Source organism: Cytobacillus firmus, from assembly GCF_023657595.1.
Classification (GTDB): Bacteria; Bacillota; Bacilli; order Bacillales; family Cytobacillaceae; genus Cytobacillus; species Cytobacillus firmus_B.
The window spans coordinates 705,346-726,096 of sequence record NZ_CP098323.1; the positions used below are offsets into that span (position 1 = coordinate 705,346).

The window sequence follows — 20,751 nt, forward strand, 5'->3', positions numbered from 1 at the left end:
CAGCTAAAAGGGACAAAACATCTACTCGGAGGTCTTACCATGAATTATAACCAAAATCATAAAATAGCTCAAATTACACCTAATACCCTAATAATCGGGATTGATATTGCCAAGCATCATCATGTAGCTAGAGCACAGGATTATCGTGGGATGGAGCTAGGATCGACTTGCTTTTTTGATAATACCCAAGAAGGATTTAGGGCATTTATTAATTGGATTAATCAAATAAAAGAGTCATACGAAATGGAGTCTGTCATTACTGGAATGGAGCCAACAGGCCATTATTGGCTTAATTTAGCTCATATTCTAAAGGAGGAACAGATTAAGTTCGTAACGGTCAACCCTTTACACGTCAAGCATAGTAAGGAGCTAGACGATAACTCTCCAACAAAAAATGATGTAAAAGACGCAAAAGTCATTGCACAACTAGTTAAAGATGGTAGATACGCCGAACCAACAATACCACAAGGAGTTTTCGCGGAACTGCGTGTGGCTAAGAAATTACGCGATTTATTAAATGTAGACTTACAAATTGTGCAGGGACAGGTACACAACTGGATTGATCGATACTTTCCAGAGTTCTTTACCGTTTTTAAAAGTTGGGAAGGGAAGGCAGCTCTTCATTTATTAAAGCTTGAAGCATTACCGGATGAATTGGTGAGTTATACAGACGAAGGATTACTAGAATACCTTAGGCAAGCAGTGAAACGTAGTATAGGCATAAAGAAGATTCAGGCCTTAAAGGAAGCAGCCAATCGGTCGATTGGCATTCGTCAGGGCGCCATGATGGCTAAAATGGAATTAAGAGCGTTAATTCAAAAGTATGAACTCATTCAAGCCAAGTTCGAAGAGCTTGACCAAACTCTGGATACACTCCTTCAGGATATTCCAGGCGTTGATCAAATGTTAGACATAACAGGAATTGGACGCGATACAGTGGCGGGTTTCTTCGCTGAAGTAGGAGATTTGAGGGAGTATAATCATCCCCGTCAAATAACCAAGCTGGCAGGACTCAGCTTAAAAGAAAATACATCAGGAAAGCATAAAGGAAGAACGAAAATCACGAAACGGGGTCGAAAGAAATTACGAGCCTTATTATTTCGGGCATCTATGATTCTAGTAGCGAAGAATAAAGCCTTTAAAACTCTACATCATCATTACACAACAAGGCCTGACAATCCGTTGAAAAAGATGCAGTCTTTAATTGCTTTGTGTAATAAGCTTATACGCATTCTCTTTTCTATTGGGAAGAAACAGTTTGTGTTCCAGGAAGAGAAGATGTTGAAGGATATCCCCCATATGCATGCATTTATTCAAGAACCAATAGCAGCTTAATCACTATCAAACTGACTTTTAACGAGTAGATTTGGACGGTTAAACAGACAAGATCAGCATGGGATTAGTCGGCAACGCAACTAACGTAAGGACCTAGATCCTGTAGGGCAGCATGACCGACATCCACCTTATGGAAAGGTTGAACGAAGGAATGTAGGAGCGTAGACTCTGTGAGACTTGGGAGGGTAGACCCCCATAAGATATGTGGATATCCATTGGTGCGTACATACCTATTTATCCAATTTTTTGGAAATTAACCGAAGGTTGGCTAGTTTCTTGCGCTCATTTTCTTCTTAAACTGCTTGATTGTGTTCTTTTCGTACTTATCAACTCTATAAAGTTAAACAAGCTGGATAGCGATATTGAGAAAAACCGCGTATTTAAGAGATAAGTGTTTGTTTATTGAGGGAGGTTAGCTCAATAAAGATTTTCCCTAATTATACAGATTTGTTCTAAAATGAGTTGTCTTAGGTACTATCGAGGCAGGAAAGGAAAAACCATAATAAAAAAAGACCAATAAGGTCTCTTAAAGGGAAAATTCTAAAGTATTCAATAAAGAATCAATTTTTGTATTAAAAGTAAAAAAATAAGGATTGTTTTCATCATCAAAGGTAACCAAATAGGGATCCTCCTGTTTAGGAATTATAATTATAATTTCATCAATTAAAGTGTTTATCCATTTATTTTCCAAAAGGTAAGACGGTTCTAAAGGGATTTTAACCATATAACCTTGGTTTGGAATAGGCTCAAATTTTTTCACAACACCATCTATCCCTTTTATTATTTTTTCAGTTTCTAATTGAACGTTAGAATTTGTTGGGGTTGTTTTTATTATTTGATTCTTTTCAATATCAAACAGCTTAGCAATATTATTTCCCTGGGCGTTTACAGTAGATAAGTTAAATTGAAACAGAGCAACAAAAATTAAAATTATTCCTTTACGAAACATATTATCCACCTTAGCTAGGCGTTATTTTAAGATTATTTTTAGATTATGCCCTATTGATCTAAAGAGTATTACGTATTGATTCCTTCCAATTGAACAAACGGGGCAGGTTAGTGGAATAATGGCTTTCATATATCTGGTACACACTTAAAGGAGATTTGGAATACTCCTTTGAAAAACAAAAAAGCTACCGTAACTTGGACTGACCCGCGGTTTTGAGACTTAGAAAAACACCTATGCTGCCTGTCCTCTATATTCAATAGGGGACAGGTAGTTTAATTTTGCCTGAATGCGTATCTCGTTATAATAACTCATATATAGATTTACGATATTTACTAACTTACAATGAGAAAGAGAAGATCTTTTTTGATCTTTGAATCCTTCCGACTTTAGCGAGGAGTGAAAGGATTCGATGACGGCATTATCATGGCAGTTTCCCTTTCGGGACATGCTTGTGATCAAGCCGTTTTCTTTTGCCATATTCTGAAACGCATAGGAGGTATACACAGCCCCCTGATCCGTATGAATCATGATTCCTTCAGCTGGTTTTCTTTTTTCTAGAGCTTCCCGAAGGGTGCTTAAAACCAATTGAGTTTCCTGGCTTGTGCTCACCTTAAACGCTACAATTTCATTGTTGTACAAATCCATAATTGTCGACAGATAGACCATTGATGGACCATAAGGCAGATATGTAATATCTGTGACCCACTTCTCATTCGGCTTTTCTGCTCTAAATTGCCGATTTAATAAGTTTTCAACAATAATATTGGTTTCTCCGTTTAAGTATTTAGGTCGCTTCACCTTTATCTGGCATTGCACTTTGTATTTTTGCATAATTTTTTGGACTGTCTTTCGATTAACATCAACCCGATGATTTCGTTTGAGAAGAGCTTTAATTTTCCGGTGACCATAACGAAAGTGATTTTCCTCGCAAAGATGTACTATGAGCTCTTCTAATGGACTCATTATGGTGTGAATATACTTTTTCTTCCACCGATAATAAGTCGCTTTTGGTACTTCCAAGGTGCCTAAAATACTGATTATAGAATACACAGAAGACAGCTCCTCTACGACTTTTAACACTACTTGCGGCTCCAGCTCCTTTCTATTTCTTGGTACTTTTTTAAAATATCCAGCTGCATCTCCAATTGTTTATTCTTCCTTCTTAGTTCATCTACTTCACTTAATTCGTCTGGCCCCTTACCATACGTGTACTGTTTGCCTACAGGCTGAGAAAACCGGTGAACCTGACCTTCTCTATGCCATTTCATCCAAGTTTTGATTTGTGAAACATTTCTAATTCCGAGCTGTTCCATAATTGCCTGATTGCTTAATCCCTTTTGCTTTAACTTAATCGCTTCCCACTTTATTTCTTCTGGATAATGAACTCTTGTCCCCATAAGAAAAACACCTCCAAAAATCGTATAGATATTAAATACGATTCAGGGGGTGTTTTTTCCTTGTCTCATTTTACTGGGTCACTCTAACTTTTGGTAGCTTTACTTTTCTTTAGTCTTGAGCAAGCTTATCCCTATTTAGTGCAACAGGAGGTTTCTCCAGCCACTCATTTTTTATCATAAAGGTTTTTATATTTTCTTCATATTGATACACATCTGCAATTATCTTTGCATATGTTGTTTTTAAATCTTTTCGGATACTTACTGCTGCACTATATCCATAACTGGCGATACCATCACGATTAAGTTGGTCTAATAGATAAGATATTAATTTATCTGAAAAAGGAGATGTTTTACCATCCAAAACATTCGTATCCCAAGTCATTGAAATAGGTAAATCATTTTGAACTAAAATATCACCTAATTTGTCTATAATATTTATAGATAATTCTTTTCCATGTTGCAATAAACTCATTAGTTGCTGATTAGATGTAGATTGTATAAATCCAATTAATAAGTTTTTACCAATATAATTCATAAAAACATTTTTGTGTAGCTCATTTGCTTCTCTTGCCGTTAATTCTCTATTATCATTAAAGAAGTTACCCAAAAATCCTTTATCTGCAATTGGGTTTGTTTCATGAGTGGAGGTAATTGAAGGAGGTCTTACAAATACTCCCTTTTCCAATAGAATGGTTGTTGTACGTTCAAATAAACTTGAAAGGTTTTTTAACTGTTCGTGGAAAAAATTGCGGATATCCTCCCTTACGGAATCGGATAGTGCCATACTTGTTAAGGACATTCCAATTTTAGACAAATTATTTAAATAAAATAGTATAAAAACATCCGTATACATCTTAGGGGCATTTGGGTTTAAATCATCTTTAATGTTAAAGCCTTTAGGAATTGGATAGTTTTCACTTCGTAGAACAGATTCAAAAAATTGTACAGCAGATTTAGAAATAGAACCCGCCTCACTACAAAGAGATTTAACTTCTTCTTGTTCTGATGTTAAGGTAAGATACTCCAAAACAACATTTGACATACTATTATTCATTAACTGTTCCCAACAATGTGCTAACTCACCCGCAGTTAACTTTGCAGCTTTTGTATTATCCATATAATCAATTCCTTTTTAAGATTAATTTTATATTCTATAACAAGTATTGGTATTTTTTTATCATTTATGTAATATTGCATGGAAAATTAATAATTTTTTGGTTTGACAAGGGAAAAATCCAAGAGGGCATTTCAAATATTCAGTAATGGGGACTTTAAAAAAGTTTGTGAAATATTGTACTTAAACTAACGGGTGCTTTAGTTGAATAAGCAAATCCTTAAATAACAAAAACTCGCAGTTTTCTAATGCGAGTTTTCTTTGTTATAGCCTTATGGTATAGCAGAATGAGTCAAAGTATGAAAATAAAAGGCTGTTTTTCATAAAAATTGTTCCAGCCATTAACAAGGCTGCAAAAATTTTATTGCAAATGCAACAAAAATAAGTTAAATTAAATATATTGCACCATTGTTGTATTTACAACAAAAATTCGTGTTGAGGAGCTGAGTACACTGGAAATTCTCCGTGAAATAGGCATGATCGCGAGGGCGCTGGATTCCATAAGCAATATCGAATTTAAAGAGCTTGACCTTACAAAAGGGCAGTATCTGTACCTTGTGCGAATATGTGAAAAACCAGGAATTATTCAGGAAAAGTTAGCTGAGATGATAAAAGTAGATCGGACAACAGCGGCCCGAGCGATTAAAAAGCTTGAAATGAATGGCTTCATAGAAAAGAAAGATGATGAACAGAACAAGAAAATCAGGAAGCTCTTCCCGACAGAGAAAGGGAAAAAAGCTTTTCCTTTCATAAAAAGAGAACATGAATATTCCAATGCGATTGCCTTAGAGGGATTCACCGAAAAAGAAGCAGAAATCATTTTCAGTCTGCTTCAAAAAGTTAGAAAAAATGTCGAGAAAGACTGGGAATATGTGAAAAAGGGGAACAAGAGAAATTATTAAAGGAGAGGCACAATGACTATTAATATAAAAAAATGTACGCTTGAAGATTTAAGAAGACTACAGGAAATTAGCTATGAAACCTTTAATGAGACGTTTAAGGATCAAAATTAACCCGATAATATGGAGGCCTATTTGGAAAAGGCATTTAACCTAAAGCAACTGGAGACTGAACTATCTCAACCTTCATCACAGTTCTATTTTGTTGAATTTGAGGGCGAGACAGCCGGGTATTTAAAGGTCAATACTGATGAGGCTCAGACTGAAGAAATGGGCGACGAAGCACTCGAAATCGAGAGAATTTATATCAGAAGCCCATTTCAGAAACAAGGGCTTGGTAAGTATCTGTTCCATAAAGCCCTTGAAAGTGCGATGGAGCTTAATAAAAAGAAAATTTGGCTGGGTGTATGGGAAAAAAATGAAAAAGCAATTTCCTTTTATAAGAAAATGGGGTTTGTCCAAACGGGAGTCCATTCTTTTTATATGGGAGATGAAGAACAAACAGATTTTATAATGGCCAAGACTCTTAACTAACTTTTTCGAAGGGCGGATGGTTATGTATATTCCAAAATACTATAAAGTCACAGATGCGGATGAAATATGGGAGTTTGTTCAAAGTAATTCGTTTGGCACGATCGTCACAGTAAAACAAGGAAGGCCCATTGCCGCTCATTTGCCACTGCAGCTAATAAAAGAAGGAGATACGTGCTATTTAACAGGGCATATGGCTTACGGGAACCCGCAATGGAGAACATTTGCAGACTCTGATGATGTACTGGTGATGTTCCAGGGGCCTCATGCTTATATTTCTTCCTCCTGGTACGAAGAAGAAAATGTACCGACTTGGAATTATCAGGCTGTCCATGTATATGGTCAAGCGAGTATTCTGAGTGAAGAGGAATTAAAGGGTGACCTGGCCATCCTGCTTCAAAAATATGAAAAGCATCGCAAAAATCCTGTCTTATGGGATACACTTTCTCCTGAGCTTGTAGAACAGCAGCTAAAAGGAATTGTTGGATTCAAGATAAAAGTACAGGAAATTCAAGCTGCCAATAAACTAAGCCAGAACCGTAATGAAAGAGACTATCAAAACATCATTCATAAACTCTATGAAGAGAATGATTTTGATTCTAAGCAAATGGCCCAGCTGATGGAGGGGAAATTTAAAAAGAGATTATAGGTTTATAGGAAAAACAGAGGAACCCAGATGGCCCTCTGTTTTTTAGTATTTGGAATATTATGTTAGTATTGATAGAGAGATAAGCAATCAGGGGGATGGAAGTGTGGAAAGAAGAGTTGGATTAATTTCATTAGACGATGTGGCTATCGAGTATTCTATTATTGGGAAAGGTGAACCTATTTTTGTTTTTCATGGAGGCCACTCAAATTGCAACGAAGAATTTGGCTATAAAGGTTTAGTGGAGAATGGATATTCTATCATTACCCCATCGAGAGCAGGATATGGAAAGACTTCAGAAGTGATAGGAGAAAGTTTAACTGCTGCTTGTGAATATTACGCAAAATTGTTAGACCATCTTCGAATTGAACAGGTACATGTACTGGCTATATCGGCGGGAGGTCCAACAGGAATCCGATTTGCCTCTTTATTTCCGAAAAGAGTCACAAGTCTTACCTTAGAGAGTGCGGTTTCAAAGGAATGGCTGACATCGAAGGATCTGGAGTATAAGGCAGCCCACATTATCTTTCGGCCATCTATTGAAGGGTTCACATGGAAGATTCTTGGTTTTTTCAGTAATTTCTTTTCAAAGCTAATGTTCAATATGATGTCTTCACAGTTTAGTTCCCTCTCAAAAAAGGACATTAAACAAAGAATTGGTGACAATGATATCACGGAATTTAAAAAGATGAATAACCGTCAGCGTTCGGGCAGTGGTTTTCTTATTGACATTAAACAAACCAAGGAATTAACTGACAAGGATCTAAGATCCATCTCCAGTCCTGTTTTGATTCTTCATAGTAAAAATGACGGTTTTATTCCACTGAAACATCCTTATCACGCACATAAAAATATTCCACATTCTGAAATCAGTGTACTTGATTCTTGGGGACATTTAATCTGGATAGGGAAATTAGCAAGTGAAAGAGATGAGAAACTTGTTTCTTTTTTAGAGTCACATAAACTTGAGGATTCTTTTTAAATGAAGGCTTTGTTAAAGGCTGTTGTTGATATACAGGAACAGGAACGTATGTTCTATAATGGTTTTAACTATATAAAAGTGGTGATGTCTGTGAGAGCAACTGATATTCTTAAAGCCATTCAAAAACTAAATACAGCAGAAAAACACCGACTACGAGAGTATTTAATTGATGCTCTTACTGCATCTTCCTCGACAGGAACTGTTCTACAAGAAATATCTGAACGCAAAAATAAACGCGGTTATCATTGCCCTGATTGTGATTCAGAGCATATCGTTCGGTATGGCACATACTCAACAAGAGTTGATGGAGATGAAGTAGAAAAACAACGTTATCGTTGTAAAGCGTGTAAAAAGACATTTACTGACCTAACAAATACTCCTCTTTATCGAACACGCCATCTAAATCAATGGATTAAATTCGTTGAATGTATGATAGAAGGATATTCTCTTCGTAAATCTGCTGAATTAGTTGGTAATGTTACTCACGTTACATTGTTCTACTGGAGGCACAAACTCTTATCATCATTAAAACAAATGGAAAAATCTAATTTTGAAGGTATCGTCGAAATGGACGAGACCTATTTCCTATACTCCGAAAAGGGACAAAGAATAATTAAAGACAGAAAACCCCGCAAACGTGGTGGTTCCGCTAGAAACGGGGCATAAGCAACGAACAAGTATGTGTATTAGTCGCAAGAGACCGTGAAAAGATGACTTTTTCGCAAACATTGGGAAAGGGTCGATTAACAAAAGAACAGTTAGACAAAGCTATCGGACATAAACTTTCAAATGAAAATGTTTTATGTACCGATTCTTGGCGAGCCTTTAAAACATATGCTGCTGAAAAAGGGATGGATATTTATCAATTCAAGTCTGATGGTAAAGTTCGTACAAAGGGACTATATCATATCCAGAACGTAAACAATTATCACCGTAGGCTTAAAGGATGGATACAACGTTTTAATGGAGTTGCAACTAAATATCTGAACAATTACTTAGCTTGGTTTCAAGTGTTAGAATCCATTCAACATCAAAGGAATGCTGTTACTATAAATGACTTGATGATTAAAGGGAATTTAATACAAAATATGGAAACATATGATACACTAAGGTTATCTAAATTCACGATTTAAGCATTATTTTCTTGTTCAACTAATTAAGCAGTTTAGTTTAATAGGATATATGGATTTAAAATAATGTTGTAGTTTAAAACAAACATCTTAATTTAAGGTAGGACGCAGGTAAAGAATACCTATAATTGCAGGAATATTGAAACTAATCAAAGTTAAACCGTACTAGAATTAGATGTTTTTTTACATAAGGATTATGAAGATAGAATTTTCATGTAGCAATATTTTCTAAAGAAAGTGGGAGAGAAGAATGTTGAGCAGATATAAAAAATTTGGTTCTTTTGTATTTTTGATAATGTTGATTCTTGCTGGGTGCAGCGACATAAAACAGAATTCAGCTGCATCCGATAATGAGTCTTCTTCACAAGATAATGACTTTCAGAAATTTAAAACGGAAGATGGAGAAATAGAAATAAATATTTTCAATAAAGGAAGTTTTTCCGAAGCAACTTTAAAGCAAATAAAAGAGGAAACTCTTTCCTTTTACACTGCACTGAAAAAAGAAAATGTATTGTTGTCTTCCCCATCAAAAATCTATTTACACCTCTATGATGAGAAGAAGGTAAGCTATGCGAGCGACAACACCATTCACCTCTACTGGGTGAAAGAAGGAAATTATCCTCTTATCCACGAACTTACCCATGTCATATTGGGTTACACTGAAGGACATGTGACACAGGAAGGTCTTGCGATTTTTATGCAGGATTCGTATTCAGACAGAGGAGCATTCCCCAATTTTCATGAAGATGTGCACGGTATTATGAAATATTTAATGACACGAGGAATCAGCATTTCTCTGGAAACGCTGCTGAGAGAGGAAAAAATTTTCACTCAATCAAATTTAAATAAAGATTCCTATTCTTTAAGGTGGTTGGGGTATATTGAATCTGCTTCATTCTCAGATTTTCTTATTAATCAATATGGCATGGAAAAGTTTCTGAAAATATATGACCGCCCGAATTTAACTGATGAAATACATGCGGTCTATGGGAAAAAATTAGAACATTTTGAAATGGAATGGAAAGAGTTTCTTCAGAGAAAATCCATACCGAATGAAGAAACCATTCGCAGCTATGAACCTCAAATTCAAGAAATTATCAATCACTTGGAAGCAAATAAAGAACAGCTATTAAAAACTTCTTAATTCCAGAAGAATTTGAAGCAATGTACTTAAACGAACGGGTGCGTTAGTTGAACAAGCCAATATTATAAAATGGAACTTCCTAATTTGTGGAAGTTCCATTTTATAATTAATAACAACATTAAACTTTAACAGAGCCTAAATGAAACATAACAATTACTAAATCATACATTAGGTATAGGCGGGAAAACGGATTTACAGGGAGGTGAAACCTCGATATGGAAATCATACTATTTTTGGCCATACTGGGCTTATGCCTAATTGGTTTTAATTGGCTTATGGGATATAGAAAAAATCATATCACCATTGATCTGGATGAGAGGTATGTTGACTTTAAAGAGTATGTTGAAGCAATCCAAATTGAACTTGCCAATCAAGGGAGAGAGGTCAGTTATATAGGGAATCGGAAATTCATTATTGATGGCCAGACCTATATTTTCATAGAACGCAATGTTTCGATGGGAGGCGTTCCCCTGCAGAGAACCATTCTGAAACCGGAAAAATGATGGACTTGAAGTGCTAAAAAGAGATAGGGGGACTGAATCAGTTTTGAGAATGTCTTTTATAGGAGGGCAAAGATAAACCATCTTCCAGCGCAGAAGATGGTTTATTTCATATTCGGGAATCGCTGCTGGCGCAATGCCTCGTATACCAATATCGCAGCTGTGCTCGAAAGGTTGAGTGATCGGACATTGCCATTCATAGGGATTCTTAAGAAGTGATCTTTATTTTCTTCCAGCAAGTCTTTTGGCAAGCCTGTGGTTTCTTTTCCAAACATAAAATAGTGCTCCTTTGAGACATCACTGAAATCAAAGGATGAATGGGCCTGTTCACCAAAGGTTTCAATATAGTAAAACTCGCCCTGGTTTTTTGAGAAAAATTCATCCATGGAATCATAATACGATATGTTCACAGAGTCCCAGAAATCAAAGCCTGCCCGCTTGATCATTTCCGGCTCTGTTGAAAAGCCAAGCGGCCGGATTAAATGCAGAGCTGTATCTGTTCCAGCACAAGTCAGGGCAATATTTCCGGTGTTGGCCGGAATATCCGGCTGATATAGTACGACATGTATGGCCAAGGGTTGTCACCTCAATGTTTTGATTTAGCCTTTAAATTATAGCATACGATCAAATGCGAGGTGAAAACACCAGTATTCGCTAGGTCGAACAAGATATCATTAAATCGAAATAACACCAAATAAAATGGCAGCCATAATCATAAATAGTGAAGAGGCAACTGCCCATTTTAATGCAAAGCGCTGATTTTGGCCATAGTCAATGCCGATCATTCCGACTAGCAGGTACCCTGCGGCATAGAGCGGGCTTAGCACGTGAGCAGGCTGGCCGAGCACTGATGCACGGGCAATTTCAGCCATAGGAATATTGTAGCTCGCAGCCGTTTCTCCTATGATCGGGATAATTCCATAATAATAGGGGTCGTTCGCCATGAAATACGTAAATGGCATGCTTGTGATCGCTGTAATTAATGGCAGCTGTGATCCCAGTTGATCCGGAATGACTTGAACAAGCGCTGTCGCCATTGCGTCCACCATTTCAGTTCCGTTCATGATTCCTGTGAATATACCAGAAGCAAAGACTAAGGCGACAACTGCGAGGACATTTCCAGCATGCGCGGCAACACGTTCTTTTTGCTGCACCAGGTTTGGGTAATTAATCATCGCGGCAATCGCAAAGCCTAACATAAAGAGAACAGGGAGCGGCAGCAATCCGGCGATTAAGGCAATCAGAAGAGCTATGGTCAGTCCTGCATTTATCCAAATCAGCTTTGGACGCTGCAGATCTGCAAGCGATTCTCTGCTGACAGCAGCGGCTACCTGTTCTTCTGCAGTCTGCAGCTCCCTGATAGCTGAATCATCCATTTGGCGGATTCCGATTCGTTTCCGTTCCTTAATGCCAAAGTACCAGGCAGCAAGGAAGGCAAAAAGAATGCCGGCTGCCATTACAGGAATCAGCGGAAGGAACACTTCTTCGGTTGTAAGCTGCAGAGAACTGATGACTCTGGCTGTCGGTCCGCCCCAGGGTGTCATGTTCATAACGCCGATGGAGAGAAGGGCGAGCGTTGCCAGCATATATAAATTCATATTCAGCTTTTTATATAGAGGCAGCATGGCTGTAACAGTAATAATGAACGTTGTTGTTCCATCTCCGTCCAGAGCGACCAGCGACGCGAGAGCAACAGTTCCAAGGGCAATCTTTAGCGGGTCCCCCTTAACAATCCGCAAAATCGTATTCACAATTGGTTCAAACAAGCCAGCATCAATCATAATGCCGAAATAGAGGATAGCAAATACAAGCATCACGCCTGTAGGAGCAACCTGCTTAATCCCTTCAAGCATCATATCCCCAATCCCTGTATAGAAGCCGCCAATTAAAGCAAATATAATCGGAACAATAATTAATGCCAATAGGGCAGACATTCGTTTCGTCATAATTAAAGCCATAAAAACTGCAACCATACAATATCCAAGCAATGCGAGCATAAAACCCCTCCTAATTATTTGTAAGCGCTTCCTTTTGACTCACTTTATCAGGGGTGCTCCTCAAAGGCTAGATTAGTTGTTTAAGTTGAATAAAACATAATAATTTCATAATTTTCATATTTTTTATGAAACTGGAGATGAAGACTTATTGGGTTACCCATGATCCTTGAAGCGGGGATATGGGAGGGAGGAGTTCTGCTTTCCAAAAAAAAGCAAGCCCCTTTATAGGAGGGCTTGCTAGAGTTGTTTGTATCGGCGTTCGGGGCGGCCTACACTGCCATAGACTATATCCACTTCCACAAGGTCAATAGAAACCAGGTACTCTAAATAGCGCCTTGCCGTGGAGTGGCTTGCGCCAATTTGCATTCCTACTTCTTCAGCATTCAGGCTTGTGGATGCTGCTTTCATTGCTTGTGTAACTTTTCTCAGTGTATGTTTGTCGATGCCTTTTGGCAAAGCTTCAGCCTCGTGCTTTGTCTCCGCAGCAGGGGAACTTTTTTGAAAGAGCCGCTGTATTTGATCTTGTTTAATTTGAGCATTGGTTTGCCAGGCGTGCCTTGTTTGGCTGTACTCTTCTAAAGTTGAAAAGAAGCTTTCAACCATTATGGGCTTCAGCAGATAGCTATATGCTCCCCCGCGCATGGCATCTCTTACGGTTTTAGCATCATTTGAAGCTGTTATCATGATGATATCGATATGGCGATGGTTGTGTTTGATCTGAAACAGCAAATCAATGCCATTGGCGTCCGGCAGGTGAACATCGAGCAAGATCAAGTCAGGTGTAATCACGTTTAGCAATTGAATCGTTTCAGAAGCAGTTTGTGCTTTCCCTATGACAGTGAAATCCTGTCTTTTTTGGATAAGCTGTTCATATACAGACGAAGCGACAGGGTCATCCTCAACGATAAGCACCCCAATTGATGGGTTAGTCATGATTTTCTCTCTCCTCCGCGGTTGTGTGTTCAGGATTGTTTTTTGGAATGGCGATGGTCATACATGTTCCTTCTAACCGGTCTGTCCGGTACCATTCCCCTCCAAGCTGGCCTAGTGCATGCTGCATGATTGTCAGGCCCAGGCCGTGCTGCGGGTGGTTTTTAGTTGTGGCTCCTTCGGTGAAAAAGTAGGCTTCTTCTTCGGAGGTCATGCCTTTGCCATTGTCTTCGATATCCATAACAAGCTCGTCTCCATAGTCTGTAAAGGACAAGTGGACAGCGGCGCTCTTTCCTTTCCATTCAGAAGATGCTTCAAGAGCATTATCAATCAGATTGCCAATTACAGTAACGACATGTTCACTTTGAATGGTATCAGGGAAGTCCAGCCATTGGCTGTTTTCATCAAAGGTGATTGAGACTTTCATTTCTTTGGCCCGGTTCACTTTCCCAAGAAGAACGGCAACAATTAAAGGATCTTTTATGGTGGACATTAAAAAGGTGACAGTCTGCTGCAGTTCCTGCACCTCCATCTTCATAAATGCCTTAGCCTCTTCGTAACGCTCCAGTAGCAGGAGCCCGTTTAATGTATTCAATTTATTTAAATATTCATGGGTCTGTGCCCGAATATGGTTCGCGTGCTGCCGGATCTCAATAAGTTCATTCGCCAGATCTTCTACTTCAGAGAAGGGGCGGATAGTCAGCACTATACCTGATATTTCCGTTTCTTCAGCTAAGATGGGCGAAATGTCTACAATATATATCGAGTTCTTGATGAGCGCTTGTTCCTGGATTAATCGGTTCGGATTCTGTAATGCCGTTCTGATAAGCGCTTTCAAGTGAGGCTCTGTCAGTGTACCTTCTGCATGATCCCCCAGAATGTCACGTGCTTTTTTATTGGCTGATAAAATTTGGAGCGCAGGGCTAATGGCAAGAGTGGCGTCCCCAATCGACTCCAGAATAGCCTGTTTTTCAGAAAAGGCATGGGAAATCTCCTCGGGCTCTAAATTAAATATTAGCCTTTTGACTCGTCTGGCAATATAAAATGCGCCTGGTATTCCAATCAGAAGGGCAAGTCCTCCGAAAGCTGCTACCCGCAGCTGATAAACAAAGATTCTACTTTCTACTTCATTCGTTAAGAAGCCAACGGAAGAAACACCGATAATAGTACCTGCCTCATCATAAATGGGTGTTTTCGCTTTAACTGCTTCTCCTAAGACGCCATTTCCTATGAAAATAACAGAATCTCCAGAGAGCGGGGCTTTGTTGCTTGTTTCTGTCTCTTTCCCTATTTGATCCGGGTAAGGATGGGAATAACGGATGCCAGCCTCGTTCGCTATTACAATATAATCTGCACCTGTCCGCTCTCTAAGTTTCTCGGCAATCGGCTGTATAAGCTGTGCCGGATGTTCTGCATCAAACGCATCGATAATGGAATTGTTTTCAGCGACCAATTCGGCAACGGTCAGTGCCTGCTGTCCAGTGGTTCTCTCAATCATTTGATCAATGATGGAGGAAAAAGAAATAATTATTAACAGTATGCAAAGTATGAGTACAGTAAGAACAAGCAGAACCATTTGCCCGAAAAGCCCCGGCCGTTTTAATTTAATAAGTTTCGACACTTTGGCCACCTCTGGCAATTTTATTTACTACTAGATTAAAGGAGGCAATTCCATTCGGCAAGGTAAAGTTTAATCTCAGTACGTGCCATTCAAAATTTGAGTATTGCCCGCCTGTGCACTTTTTTCAGAATAGAGTAATTTTTGTAAAAATATGTTAAACTATATTTTAGAAAGTAAATGAAAAGGAGGAAAAAATCATACGGACTAAATATTTTATTATTTTTCTTTTGGCCTTTTTGGCTGAAGCGGGTGTAACGTTTTTCGTTGCTTCCACATTCTCTGTAAGGTTCATTGAGGTCATGTTTTTTACTGGAATGGCTTTTGCTGGCCTTAGCTTTTACTTTTCAAGCAGCGGGGGAGTCATTTCCGATTTCAGTTCTTCAAATGCAAGCGCACAAACAGGCCTCATCCAAAAGCGGGAAGTGTTTGTGTTTAGGAGGGGGCCAGTCTTCACTTCCTCCATCATTTTTTTCTCCATTGGATTAGTGCTGTTTATTCTGCTTATTTCAGGTGTTATTCCGCCTGCAGATTAAGGTGTGGTGCTAAATGAGCAAGAATACCATTTATTCCAGGAAGGAAATTAAAAACCATAAAACCAGGCTAGGTACATATTTGATGACTCTATTATAGGTAATAGCATACTTAAACTTTTGGGAGCATTTTTTATAGTAGCATTAATTAAATTAATGCCTAGAAATAATGATTCACTATAATCTGCATTGTACAAACGGAAAAGGGGTGTTATATGAAGATTAGGGCAGCTGAATTATCAGATGCAGGCGGGATTGCTAAGGTACACGTTGACAGCTGGAGAACTACATACAAAAATATTATCCCAGAAGAATTCTTAGAGAATTTATCATATCAAAGCCGTGAAGAGTTATGGATTAATATTATTCCAAAGGGGATTGTCTTTGTGGCAGAAAATGATGAAGGACAGATTGTTGGTTTTTCATCTGGCGGCAAGGAAAGAAGTGGAGATTACAAAGAATACCAGGGAGAACTCAGTTCCATCTATATTTTGAAAGAATTTCAAGGGCAAGGAATAGGTAAGGCTCTTGTTAAATCTGTAACTAAGGAATTGGGGAAATCAGGGATGAACACCATGCTCGTTTTTGTTTTAGCGGATAATAATTCCACGCTATTTTATGAGGCCATGGGCGGCAAGGTCATTGATAAGATTGAAGTTGAGATTGCAGGAAAGAAACTTTATGAACTTGTTTACGGCTGGGATACAATTGATACTTTAAGTGGACAGGAATGAACTCATAACAACATAGGAAGTCATGCAAAATAGGAGAACCATCCATGCTATATATTAAATTTTGTCTATACCAATTCTTTTTATTTTCAGCGCTTTTTGTTTTAAACATCCGTTTTGATCAGTATATCAGCAGGCCATTTACCAAGGTTGATTTTATAGCCATATGTATCAGTGTGCCTGTCCTCATCATTATTTTTATCGTTATAAGCAAGTTATATAGACGTTTCGACGCTATTAGACTGAGAAATAAAATATTTATCTCCATACCCGTTTTTATCCTGTCAGTCTTCTTTATAGGGTTTCTTGATTCATTGCTCTGAGGTCCATATTAAAAATACTTGCTGCTTAGCGAACAGTACAGGGCAAGCAGTTCCCAAATGGAGTTGAGTGATTTTGAGTAATAAAAACCATTCAATATTGGATAAATGGCGTGCGAAATATGGAGCAATTGTTATCGCATTTAGTTGTTTATTAAGTTTAATCAGCAGCTGGGGTAAGAATTGGATTCTTACAGGTGTTTTGGGCTTAGGTGTTTTTCTTTGTGGAGCAATCGGTTTTTTTGATATAAGGCGTGCCAGGACGGATTTTAAACAGAAATTGCAGGGAGAGAAATGAATGAATCTGGGTGCTCCAATCGCATTTATTGCAAATAATATATGAGGAGATGACGAAAATGAGCGAGAAATTATTACGAGTAGGTACAACCTATATACCAGTAACAAATGTAGAGCTTTCCTCTGAGTGGTATGTAAATAAATTAGGAGCAGAGTTAAGCTACAAAGATGGAGACAAAGCAATTTTAAATTTTGCCAATCAGAGTATTTTTCTTGTGAAATCTAAGGAGGATCAAAGCGCCAATTTCTTGGATATTTACGGCAATGAGCGATTTTCGCTTACATTTGAAGTTAATGGATTAAGTGCCTTAGAAGCCATTCATAGAGACTTTAAGCAAAGTGGAATGAGAGTTGGAGAGATCGAAGACAGAGGACACTCTGGAAGGAATTTTGTCTTTTATGATTTAGACGGCAATAAATTTGATGTTTGGAGTGAATTAAGTCCAGCCTTCAAAGAGAAATATCTCATTTCCAAATAGATATTTTAATGAGGATCAAGGTTTTCATAATACATTTATAATAAGTGAAAGGTTGAAGAATAGTCGAAATCAGCTGCTGTCCAGGCTGATTTTTTTTTATTAAAGGGGGAGGTTTTCTTAATTGAAACTTATTCTCCAACTATCCGTAATATCAAAAGAGATTTGAAACTTAGTCATAAATGAGATAAGGAAAAAACATTGGATATCATTATTGGGGTGGCAATTGTAGTGGCTTTAATCGGGTTACCTCTATTATTGTTCACATGGTCATTAGTGAGATTAGTTGATTTGATAAAGAACGATAAAAGATAGTAAACAAACAAAAAAAGGAATGATCCAAGAAGGATTATCCCTTATTTTTTTGCTGAAGTGGCATCTAATATTATTTATTGTTACTATTTTGAACCTGGCGATCTTCGCTTATATTTGGATTGTTTTCTAAGGGGTCCACGGTATGCTTAAAGTTATAGGCTTTAGAAGTTGTGATAACACTTAAGAACAGCACAATTAAAACAATCAAAACCCCAACAATTATTAATCCCGTTAACATTTTAGTCACCTGATTTCATCTGTTTTTTCATAATCTCCGTTTAAGACTGTTCGGTATTATCATCATCATTAAACTTATCTAGCATTTCGATCGTATCGACAAGGTGGTTATTAAAAATTTGGCGTGCTGCTTGAAGTAGTTCAACAATCATGGGGTCTCTTAAGGAATAGATTACACGATTTCCATCTTTCGTTCCCGTGACAATATTTTTAGCTCTTAAGACAGTTAGTTGCTGTGAAACTGCAGACCCTTCACTTCCTACAAGACTTTGAATTTCATTAACATTCTTATCTCCATCCGCTAATAATTCCAATATCCTAATCCTTAACGGATGGGCAAGAGCTTTAAAGAATTCAGCTTTAAACTGCTGGATTTCAAGGTTCAATTTATTGGCCCTCTCTTTCAAATCGTTTTTTAAGATGAACTGGCAGTCTTTCTTAATTCTTGCCTATCACTTTCTTCACCAGAAAGGACTGTACATTCTCTAAACGCAAAGTGTTTGCAGCCCAGGCATTTACCTTTATTTAAGTGTGTAAGTGAGAAATTAATCGCCTCACCAGTATGTTCAAAGAAATATTCTTTTCCTATAAATTCAAATAATCCTGTCTTTTTAAGCACATGTTTTGGCTGAGGTTTTATTCCAGATATTAAAATGATCCCGTGTTTTGAGAAATCCTTTACAACCTTGGATAAATAATATTCGCCCGTTGTATCCAGAAGCGGGACTTTCCCCATTCTTAAAAGTAAAACTCTCGGTTTATGGTTGAACGTATTCATGACTGACTGTTCGAACGATTGAGCATCCCCGAAAAATAATGGGCCTTCTACCGTATAAATACTAATTTGAGGACAGTCATGAGTATCTGTCACCATGTGAGATTGGATTTTTCCATGTTTGTTTTCATGATTGGGCAGTGCCTTTGAAGCTACCATCATATCACTCATACGTTTCGTAAATAAAACTATAGCTAATATGAGCCCTGCCTCAACAGCAATCGTTAGATTTGCAAAAACCGTTAATAAAAAGGTCACAAGTAAAACAAGTGAATCTCCCGTCCTGGTTTTTAATACATGATAAAATTCATGCTTCTCGCTCATGTTCCAAGCAACGACCATTAAAATAGGGGCCATACTTGCTAAAGGAATAGTCGACGCATAAGGTGCAAAGAGCAGTAAAATTAGCAAAACCGCGATTCCATGGATGATTCCGGAAAAGGGAGAAACGGCTCCGTTTTTTATATTTGTGGCTGTTCTGGCTATTGCGCCTGTAGCCGGTATCCCGCCAAATAATGGAGTGATTATATTCGCAATTCCTTGGCCCACGAGTTCTCGATTACTATTATGCTTACTTTTTGTCATTCCATCTGCTACTACTGCAGATAATAAGGATTCAATGCCGCCAAGTAAAGCAATAATGAAGGCAGGTCCGATTAACAGCTGTATTTTTTCAAACGTAATCTCCGGGATCTCAAAACGGGGTAACGAACTTGGAATATCCCCGAATGTTGATCCAATCGTTGCTACTTGATTTGGATAGAAGAAAATCGCCACAAGCGTAGAAAGCAGTAATCCCGCAAGAGATCCGGGTATCCTGGAGAAGAATTTAGATGTCAGTAAGATGGTCACTAAACAAATCCCGCCTGTTAAAACACTATAACCATTCATGGTATGAAAGTGAACGATAATTTCATTTATATTTCTAAGAAATGATTCATGCTTCTCAACACCTGTCAGTCCTAAAAAGTTGGCAATTTGACCGGCAAAAATGATGACAGCGATCCCTGCTGTAAAACCAATCGTTACAGGTCTTGGAATAAAATTAATCAAAGACCCCAGCCGGAAAATGCCCATAAAACATAATATAACCCCTGCTATAAATCCGGCAATTAATAGGTTTTCATATCCATATGTCATCACAATTCCAAACAAAATGGGGATAAACGCACCTGTAGGTCCACCGATCTGAAATTTCGACCCGCCGAACAGTGAAATCAAAATCCCTGCTATGATTGTCGTATAAATTCCATATTCAGGTTTTACTCCTGAAGCAATGGCAAACGCCATACCTAATGGAATGGCAATCACGCCAACCACAAGACCCGACAGAAGATCCTTCTGGAAACTTTGTAAGGAATACCCGCTATATCTTCCAGTAAAAATCGATTTGTATTGCATATCTAACCCTTCTTTAATTTTATAATTTGTATATCTGATTATTTGAATATACTATGATATGAATTTACTCCGATTACTTAATATTGTCAAAAGGAATTTTTAGGGGAGTTTTTATGAAGCATGTCAAGTATCACGGGAAGGGAGATAGGACGGGGTCCGTCTGGATATAAACGGAGAAGTTGGAAACCCTATAATGAAAGATTTTTATATGGAGGGATTCTAATGAAAGACAAAGATCAGGAAACTAGTGAAGGACTGAATCAGATATTTGAAATCATTAATGCCAAAGGGGATGTTGGGGAAATTAATGAGATCCTTAAAAATGGAACTTCGGATGATGAATCGGATAACTCCGCTCCTGATTCCTAAGATAAAAGAAACCATAATGGGCTAGGGCCAGGTGTATAATTGTCTATACTTTTCAGTAAATTCACCCTATAATAAAAGGGAATTTCAGGCGGGCAATGGAAGCGCGTCCCTTCCGCTCTTTTTTG

At 38.0% G+C, this 20,751-nt stretch carries 21 protein-coding genes and 2 pseudogenes; 13 read left to right on the forward strand and 10 right to left on the reverse strand.

The genetic code is table 11. From position 1 onward, the window contains the following. The first annotated feature begins 39 nt into the window (after positions 1–39). The gene (locus NAF01_RS03805; RefSeq protein ID WP_159871962.1) at positions 40–1,335 is read left to right on the forward strand and encodes an IS110 family RNA-guided transposase; all 1,296 of its coding nucleotides are present in this window, start codon (positions 40–42) and stop codon (positions 1,333–1,335) included. A gap of 526 nt (positions 1,336–1,861) precedes the next feature. On the opposite strand, the gene NAF01_RS03810 is transcribed toward NAF01_RS03805, so the two are convergent. The 3 genes from NAF01_RS03810 to NAF01_RS03820 form a co-directional block, all read right to left on the reverse strand. Next, positions 1,862–2,284 carry a hypothetical protein gene (locus NAF01_RS03810; RefSeq protein ID WP_159871903.1) on the reverse strand — a complete coding sequence of 141 codons (423 nt, stop codon included), beginning with the start codon at positions 2,282–2,284 and terminating at the stop codon, positions 1,862–1,864. 231 nt (positions 2,285–2,515) lie between these two features. Continuing rightward, positions 2,516–3,681, reverse strand: a protein-coding gene (locus NAF01_RS03815; RefSeq protein ID WP_250801801.1) for an IS3 family transposase whose coding sequence is annotated in 2 segments (ribosomal slippage) — positions 2,516–3,405 and positions 3,405–3,681 — 1,167 coding nt in all. Because the reading frame shifts where the segments join, the coding sequence is not laid out codon by codon here. A 109-nt stretch (positions 3,682–3,790) separates the two neighbouring features. After that, the gene (locus NAF01_RS03820) at positions 3,791–4,798 is read right to left on the reverse strand and encodes a DUF3231 family protein (protein ID WP_159871906.1); all 1,008 of its coding nucleotides are present in this window, start codon (positions 4,796–4,798) and stop codon (positions 3,791–3,793) included. 473 nt (positions 4,799–5,271) lie between these two features. Here NAF01_RS03820 and NAF01_RS03825 point away from each other — a divergent pair, with 473 nt between their 5' ends. The 7 genes and pseudogenes from NAF01_RS03825 to NAF01_RS03855 all read left to right on the forward strand — a co-directional run bounded on the left by NAF01_RS03825 (position 5,272) and on the right by NAF01_RS03855 (position 10,630). Continuing rightward, positions 5,272–5,697, forward strand: coding sequence for a MarR family winged helix-turn-helix transcriptional regulator (locus tag NAF01_RS03825; protein ID WP_250801802.1), 426 nt, complete (start codon positions 5,272–5,274; stop codon positions 5,695–5,697). A 12-nt stretch (positions 5,698–5,709) separates the two neighbouring features. Further along, positions 5,710–6,228, forward strand: a pseudogene (locus NAF01_RS03830) (GNAT family N-acetyltransferase). A gap of 22 nt (positions 6,229–6,250) precedes the next feature. After that, on the forward strand, positions 6,251–6,874 hold the full coding sequence (locus NAF01_RS03835; RefSeq protein ID WP_250801803.1) for an FMN-binding negative transcriptional regulator: 624 nt from the start codon (positions 6,251–6,253) through the stop codon (positions 6,872–6,874). Positions 6,875–6,977: 103 nt separating this feature from the next. Next, entirely contained in the window at positions 6,978–7,853 is an 876-nt protein-coding gene (locus NAF01_RS03840; protein WP_250801804.1) for an alpha/beta fold hydrolase, read from the forward strand. 84 nt (positions 7,854–7,937) lie between these two features. After that, a pseudogene (locus tag NAF01_RS03845) lies at positions 7,938–8,986 on the forward strand (IS1595 family transposase). Between the two features lie 247 nt (positions 8,987–9,233). Continuing rightward, positions 9,234–10,127 carry a hypothetical protein gene (locus tag NAF01_RS03850; RefSeq protein WP_250801805.1) on the forward strand — a complete coding sequence of 298 codons (894 nt, stop codon included), beginning with the start codon at positions 9,234–9,236 and terminating at the stop codon, positions 10,125–10,127. A gap of 215 nt (positions 10,128–10,342) precedes the next feature. Continuing rightward, positions 10,343–10,630, forward strand: coding sequence for a hypothetical protein (locus NAF01_RS03855; RefSeq protein ID WP_250801806.1), 288 nt, complete (start codon positions 10,343–10,345; stop codon positions 10,628–10,630). A gap of 101 nt (positions 10,631–10,731) precedes the next feature. Here NAF01_RS03855 and NAF01_RS03860 read toward each other — a convergent pair whose 3' ends face one another. The 4 genes from NAF01_RS03860 to NAF01_RS03875 form a co-directional block, all read right to left on the reverse strand. Next, entirely contained in the window at positions 10,732–11,202 is a 471-nt protein-coding gene (locus NAF01_RS03860) for a tRNA (cytidine(34)-2'-O)-methyltransferase (protein WP_250801807.1), read from the reverse strand. Between the two features lie 99 nt (positions 11,203–11,301). After that, positions 11,302–12,624: a CitMHS family transporter gene (locus NAF01_RS03865; protein WP_250801808.1), complete on the reverse strand. Its 1,323-nt coding sequence runs from the start codon at positions 12,622–12,624 to the stop codon at positions 11,302–11,304. A 237-nt stretch (positions 12,625–12,861) separates the two neighbouring features. Next, positions 12,862–13,557 carry a response regulator gene (locus NAF01_RS03870; RefSeq protein WP_250801809.1) on the reverse strand — a complete coding sequence of 232 codons (696 nt, stop codon included), beginning with the start codon at positions 13,555–13,557 and terminating at the stop codon, positions 12,862–12,864. Beyond that, positions 13,550–15,175 carry an ATP-binding protein gene (locus NAF01_RS03875; protein ID WP_250801810.1) on the reverse strand — a complete coding sequence of 542 codons (1,626 nt, stop codon included), beginning with the start codon at positions 15,173–15,175 and terminating at the stop codon, positions 13,550–13,552. Before NAF01_RS03875 ends, NAF01_RS03870 begins: the two co-directional genes overlap by 8 nt. A gap of 299 nt (positions 15,176–15,474) precedes the next feature. Between NAF01_RS03875 and NAF01_RS03880 the strand changes: the two genes are divergently transcribed. The 4 genes from NAF01_RS03880 (at position 15,475) to NAF01_RS03895 (ending at position 17,532) form a co-directional block, all read left to right on the forward strand. Then, a complete protein-coding gene (locus NAF01_RS03880; protein WP_346769652.1) occupies positions 15,475–15,708 on the forward strand; it encodes a hypothetical protein in 234 nt (77 codons plus the stop codon). A gap of 212 nt (positions 15,709–15,920) precedes the next feature. Then, entirely contained in the window at positions 15,921–16,439 is a 519-nt protein-coding gene (locus tag NAF01_RS03885; RefSeq protein WP_197248855.1) for a GNAT family N-acetyltransferase, read from the forward strand. A 393-nt stretch (positions 16,440–16,832) separates the two neighbouring features. Beyond that, positions 16,833–17,054 (forward strand): hypothetical protein, encoded by a 222-nt coding sequence (locus NAF01_RS03890; RefSeq protein ID WP_206701371.1) that lies wholly within the window; start codon positions 16,833–16,835, stop codon positions 17,052–17,054. Positions 17,055–17,112: 58 nt separating this feature from the next. After that, positions 17,113–17,532, forward strand: coding sequence for a VOC family protein (locus NAF01_RS03895; RefSeq protein ID WP_250801811.1), 420 nt, complete (start codon positions 17,113–17,115; stop codon positions 17,530–17,532). A gap of 382 nt (positions 17,533–17,914) precedes the next feature. Here the strand turns inward: NAF01_RS03895 and ytzI are convergent, their stop codons facing one another. From ytzI to NAF01_RS03910, 3 genes are read right to left on the reverse strand one after another with little or no spacing between them, the layout of a single operon-like run. Further along, complete coding sequence (gene ytzI, locus NAF01_RS03900; RefSeq protein WP_197248861.1) at positions 17,915–18,082, reverse strand: YtzI protein; 168 nt, start codon at positions 18,080–18,082, stop codon at positions 17,915–17,917. Positions 18,083–18,122: 40 nt separating this feature from the next. Further along, on the reverse strand, positions 18,123–18,467 hold the full coding sequence (locus tag NAF01_RS03905; protein WP_197248863.1) for an ArsR/SmtB family transcription factor: 345 nt from the start codon (positions 18,465–18,467) through the stop codon (positions 18,123–18,125). A 29-nt stretch (positions 18,468–18,496) separates the two neighbouring features. Beyond that, positions 18,497–20,257 carry a SulP family inorganic anion transporter gene (locus tag NAF01_RS03910; protein WP_250801812.1) on the reverse strand — a complete coding sequence of 587 codons (1,761 nt, stop codon included), beginning with the start codon at positions 20,255–20,257 and terminating at the stop codon, positions 18,497–18,499. A gap of 222 nt (positions 20,258–20,479) precedes the next feature. Here NAF01_RS03910 and NAF01_RS03915 point away from each other — a divergent pair, with 222 nt between their 5' ends. Next, a complete protein-coding gene (locus NAF01_RS03915; RefSeq protein WP_250801813.1) occupies positions 20,480–20,626 on the forward strand; it encodes a hypothetical protein in 147 nt (48 codons plus the stop codon). Positions 20,627–20,751: the final 125 nt, after the last annotated feature.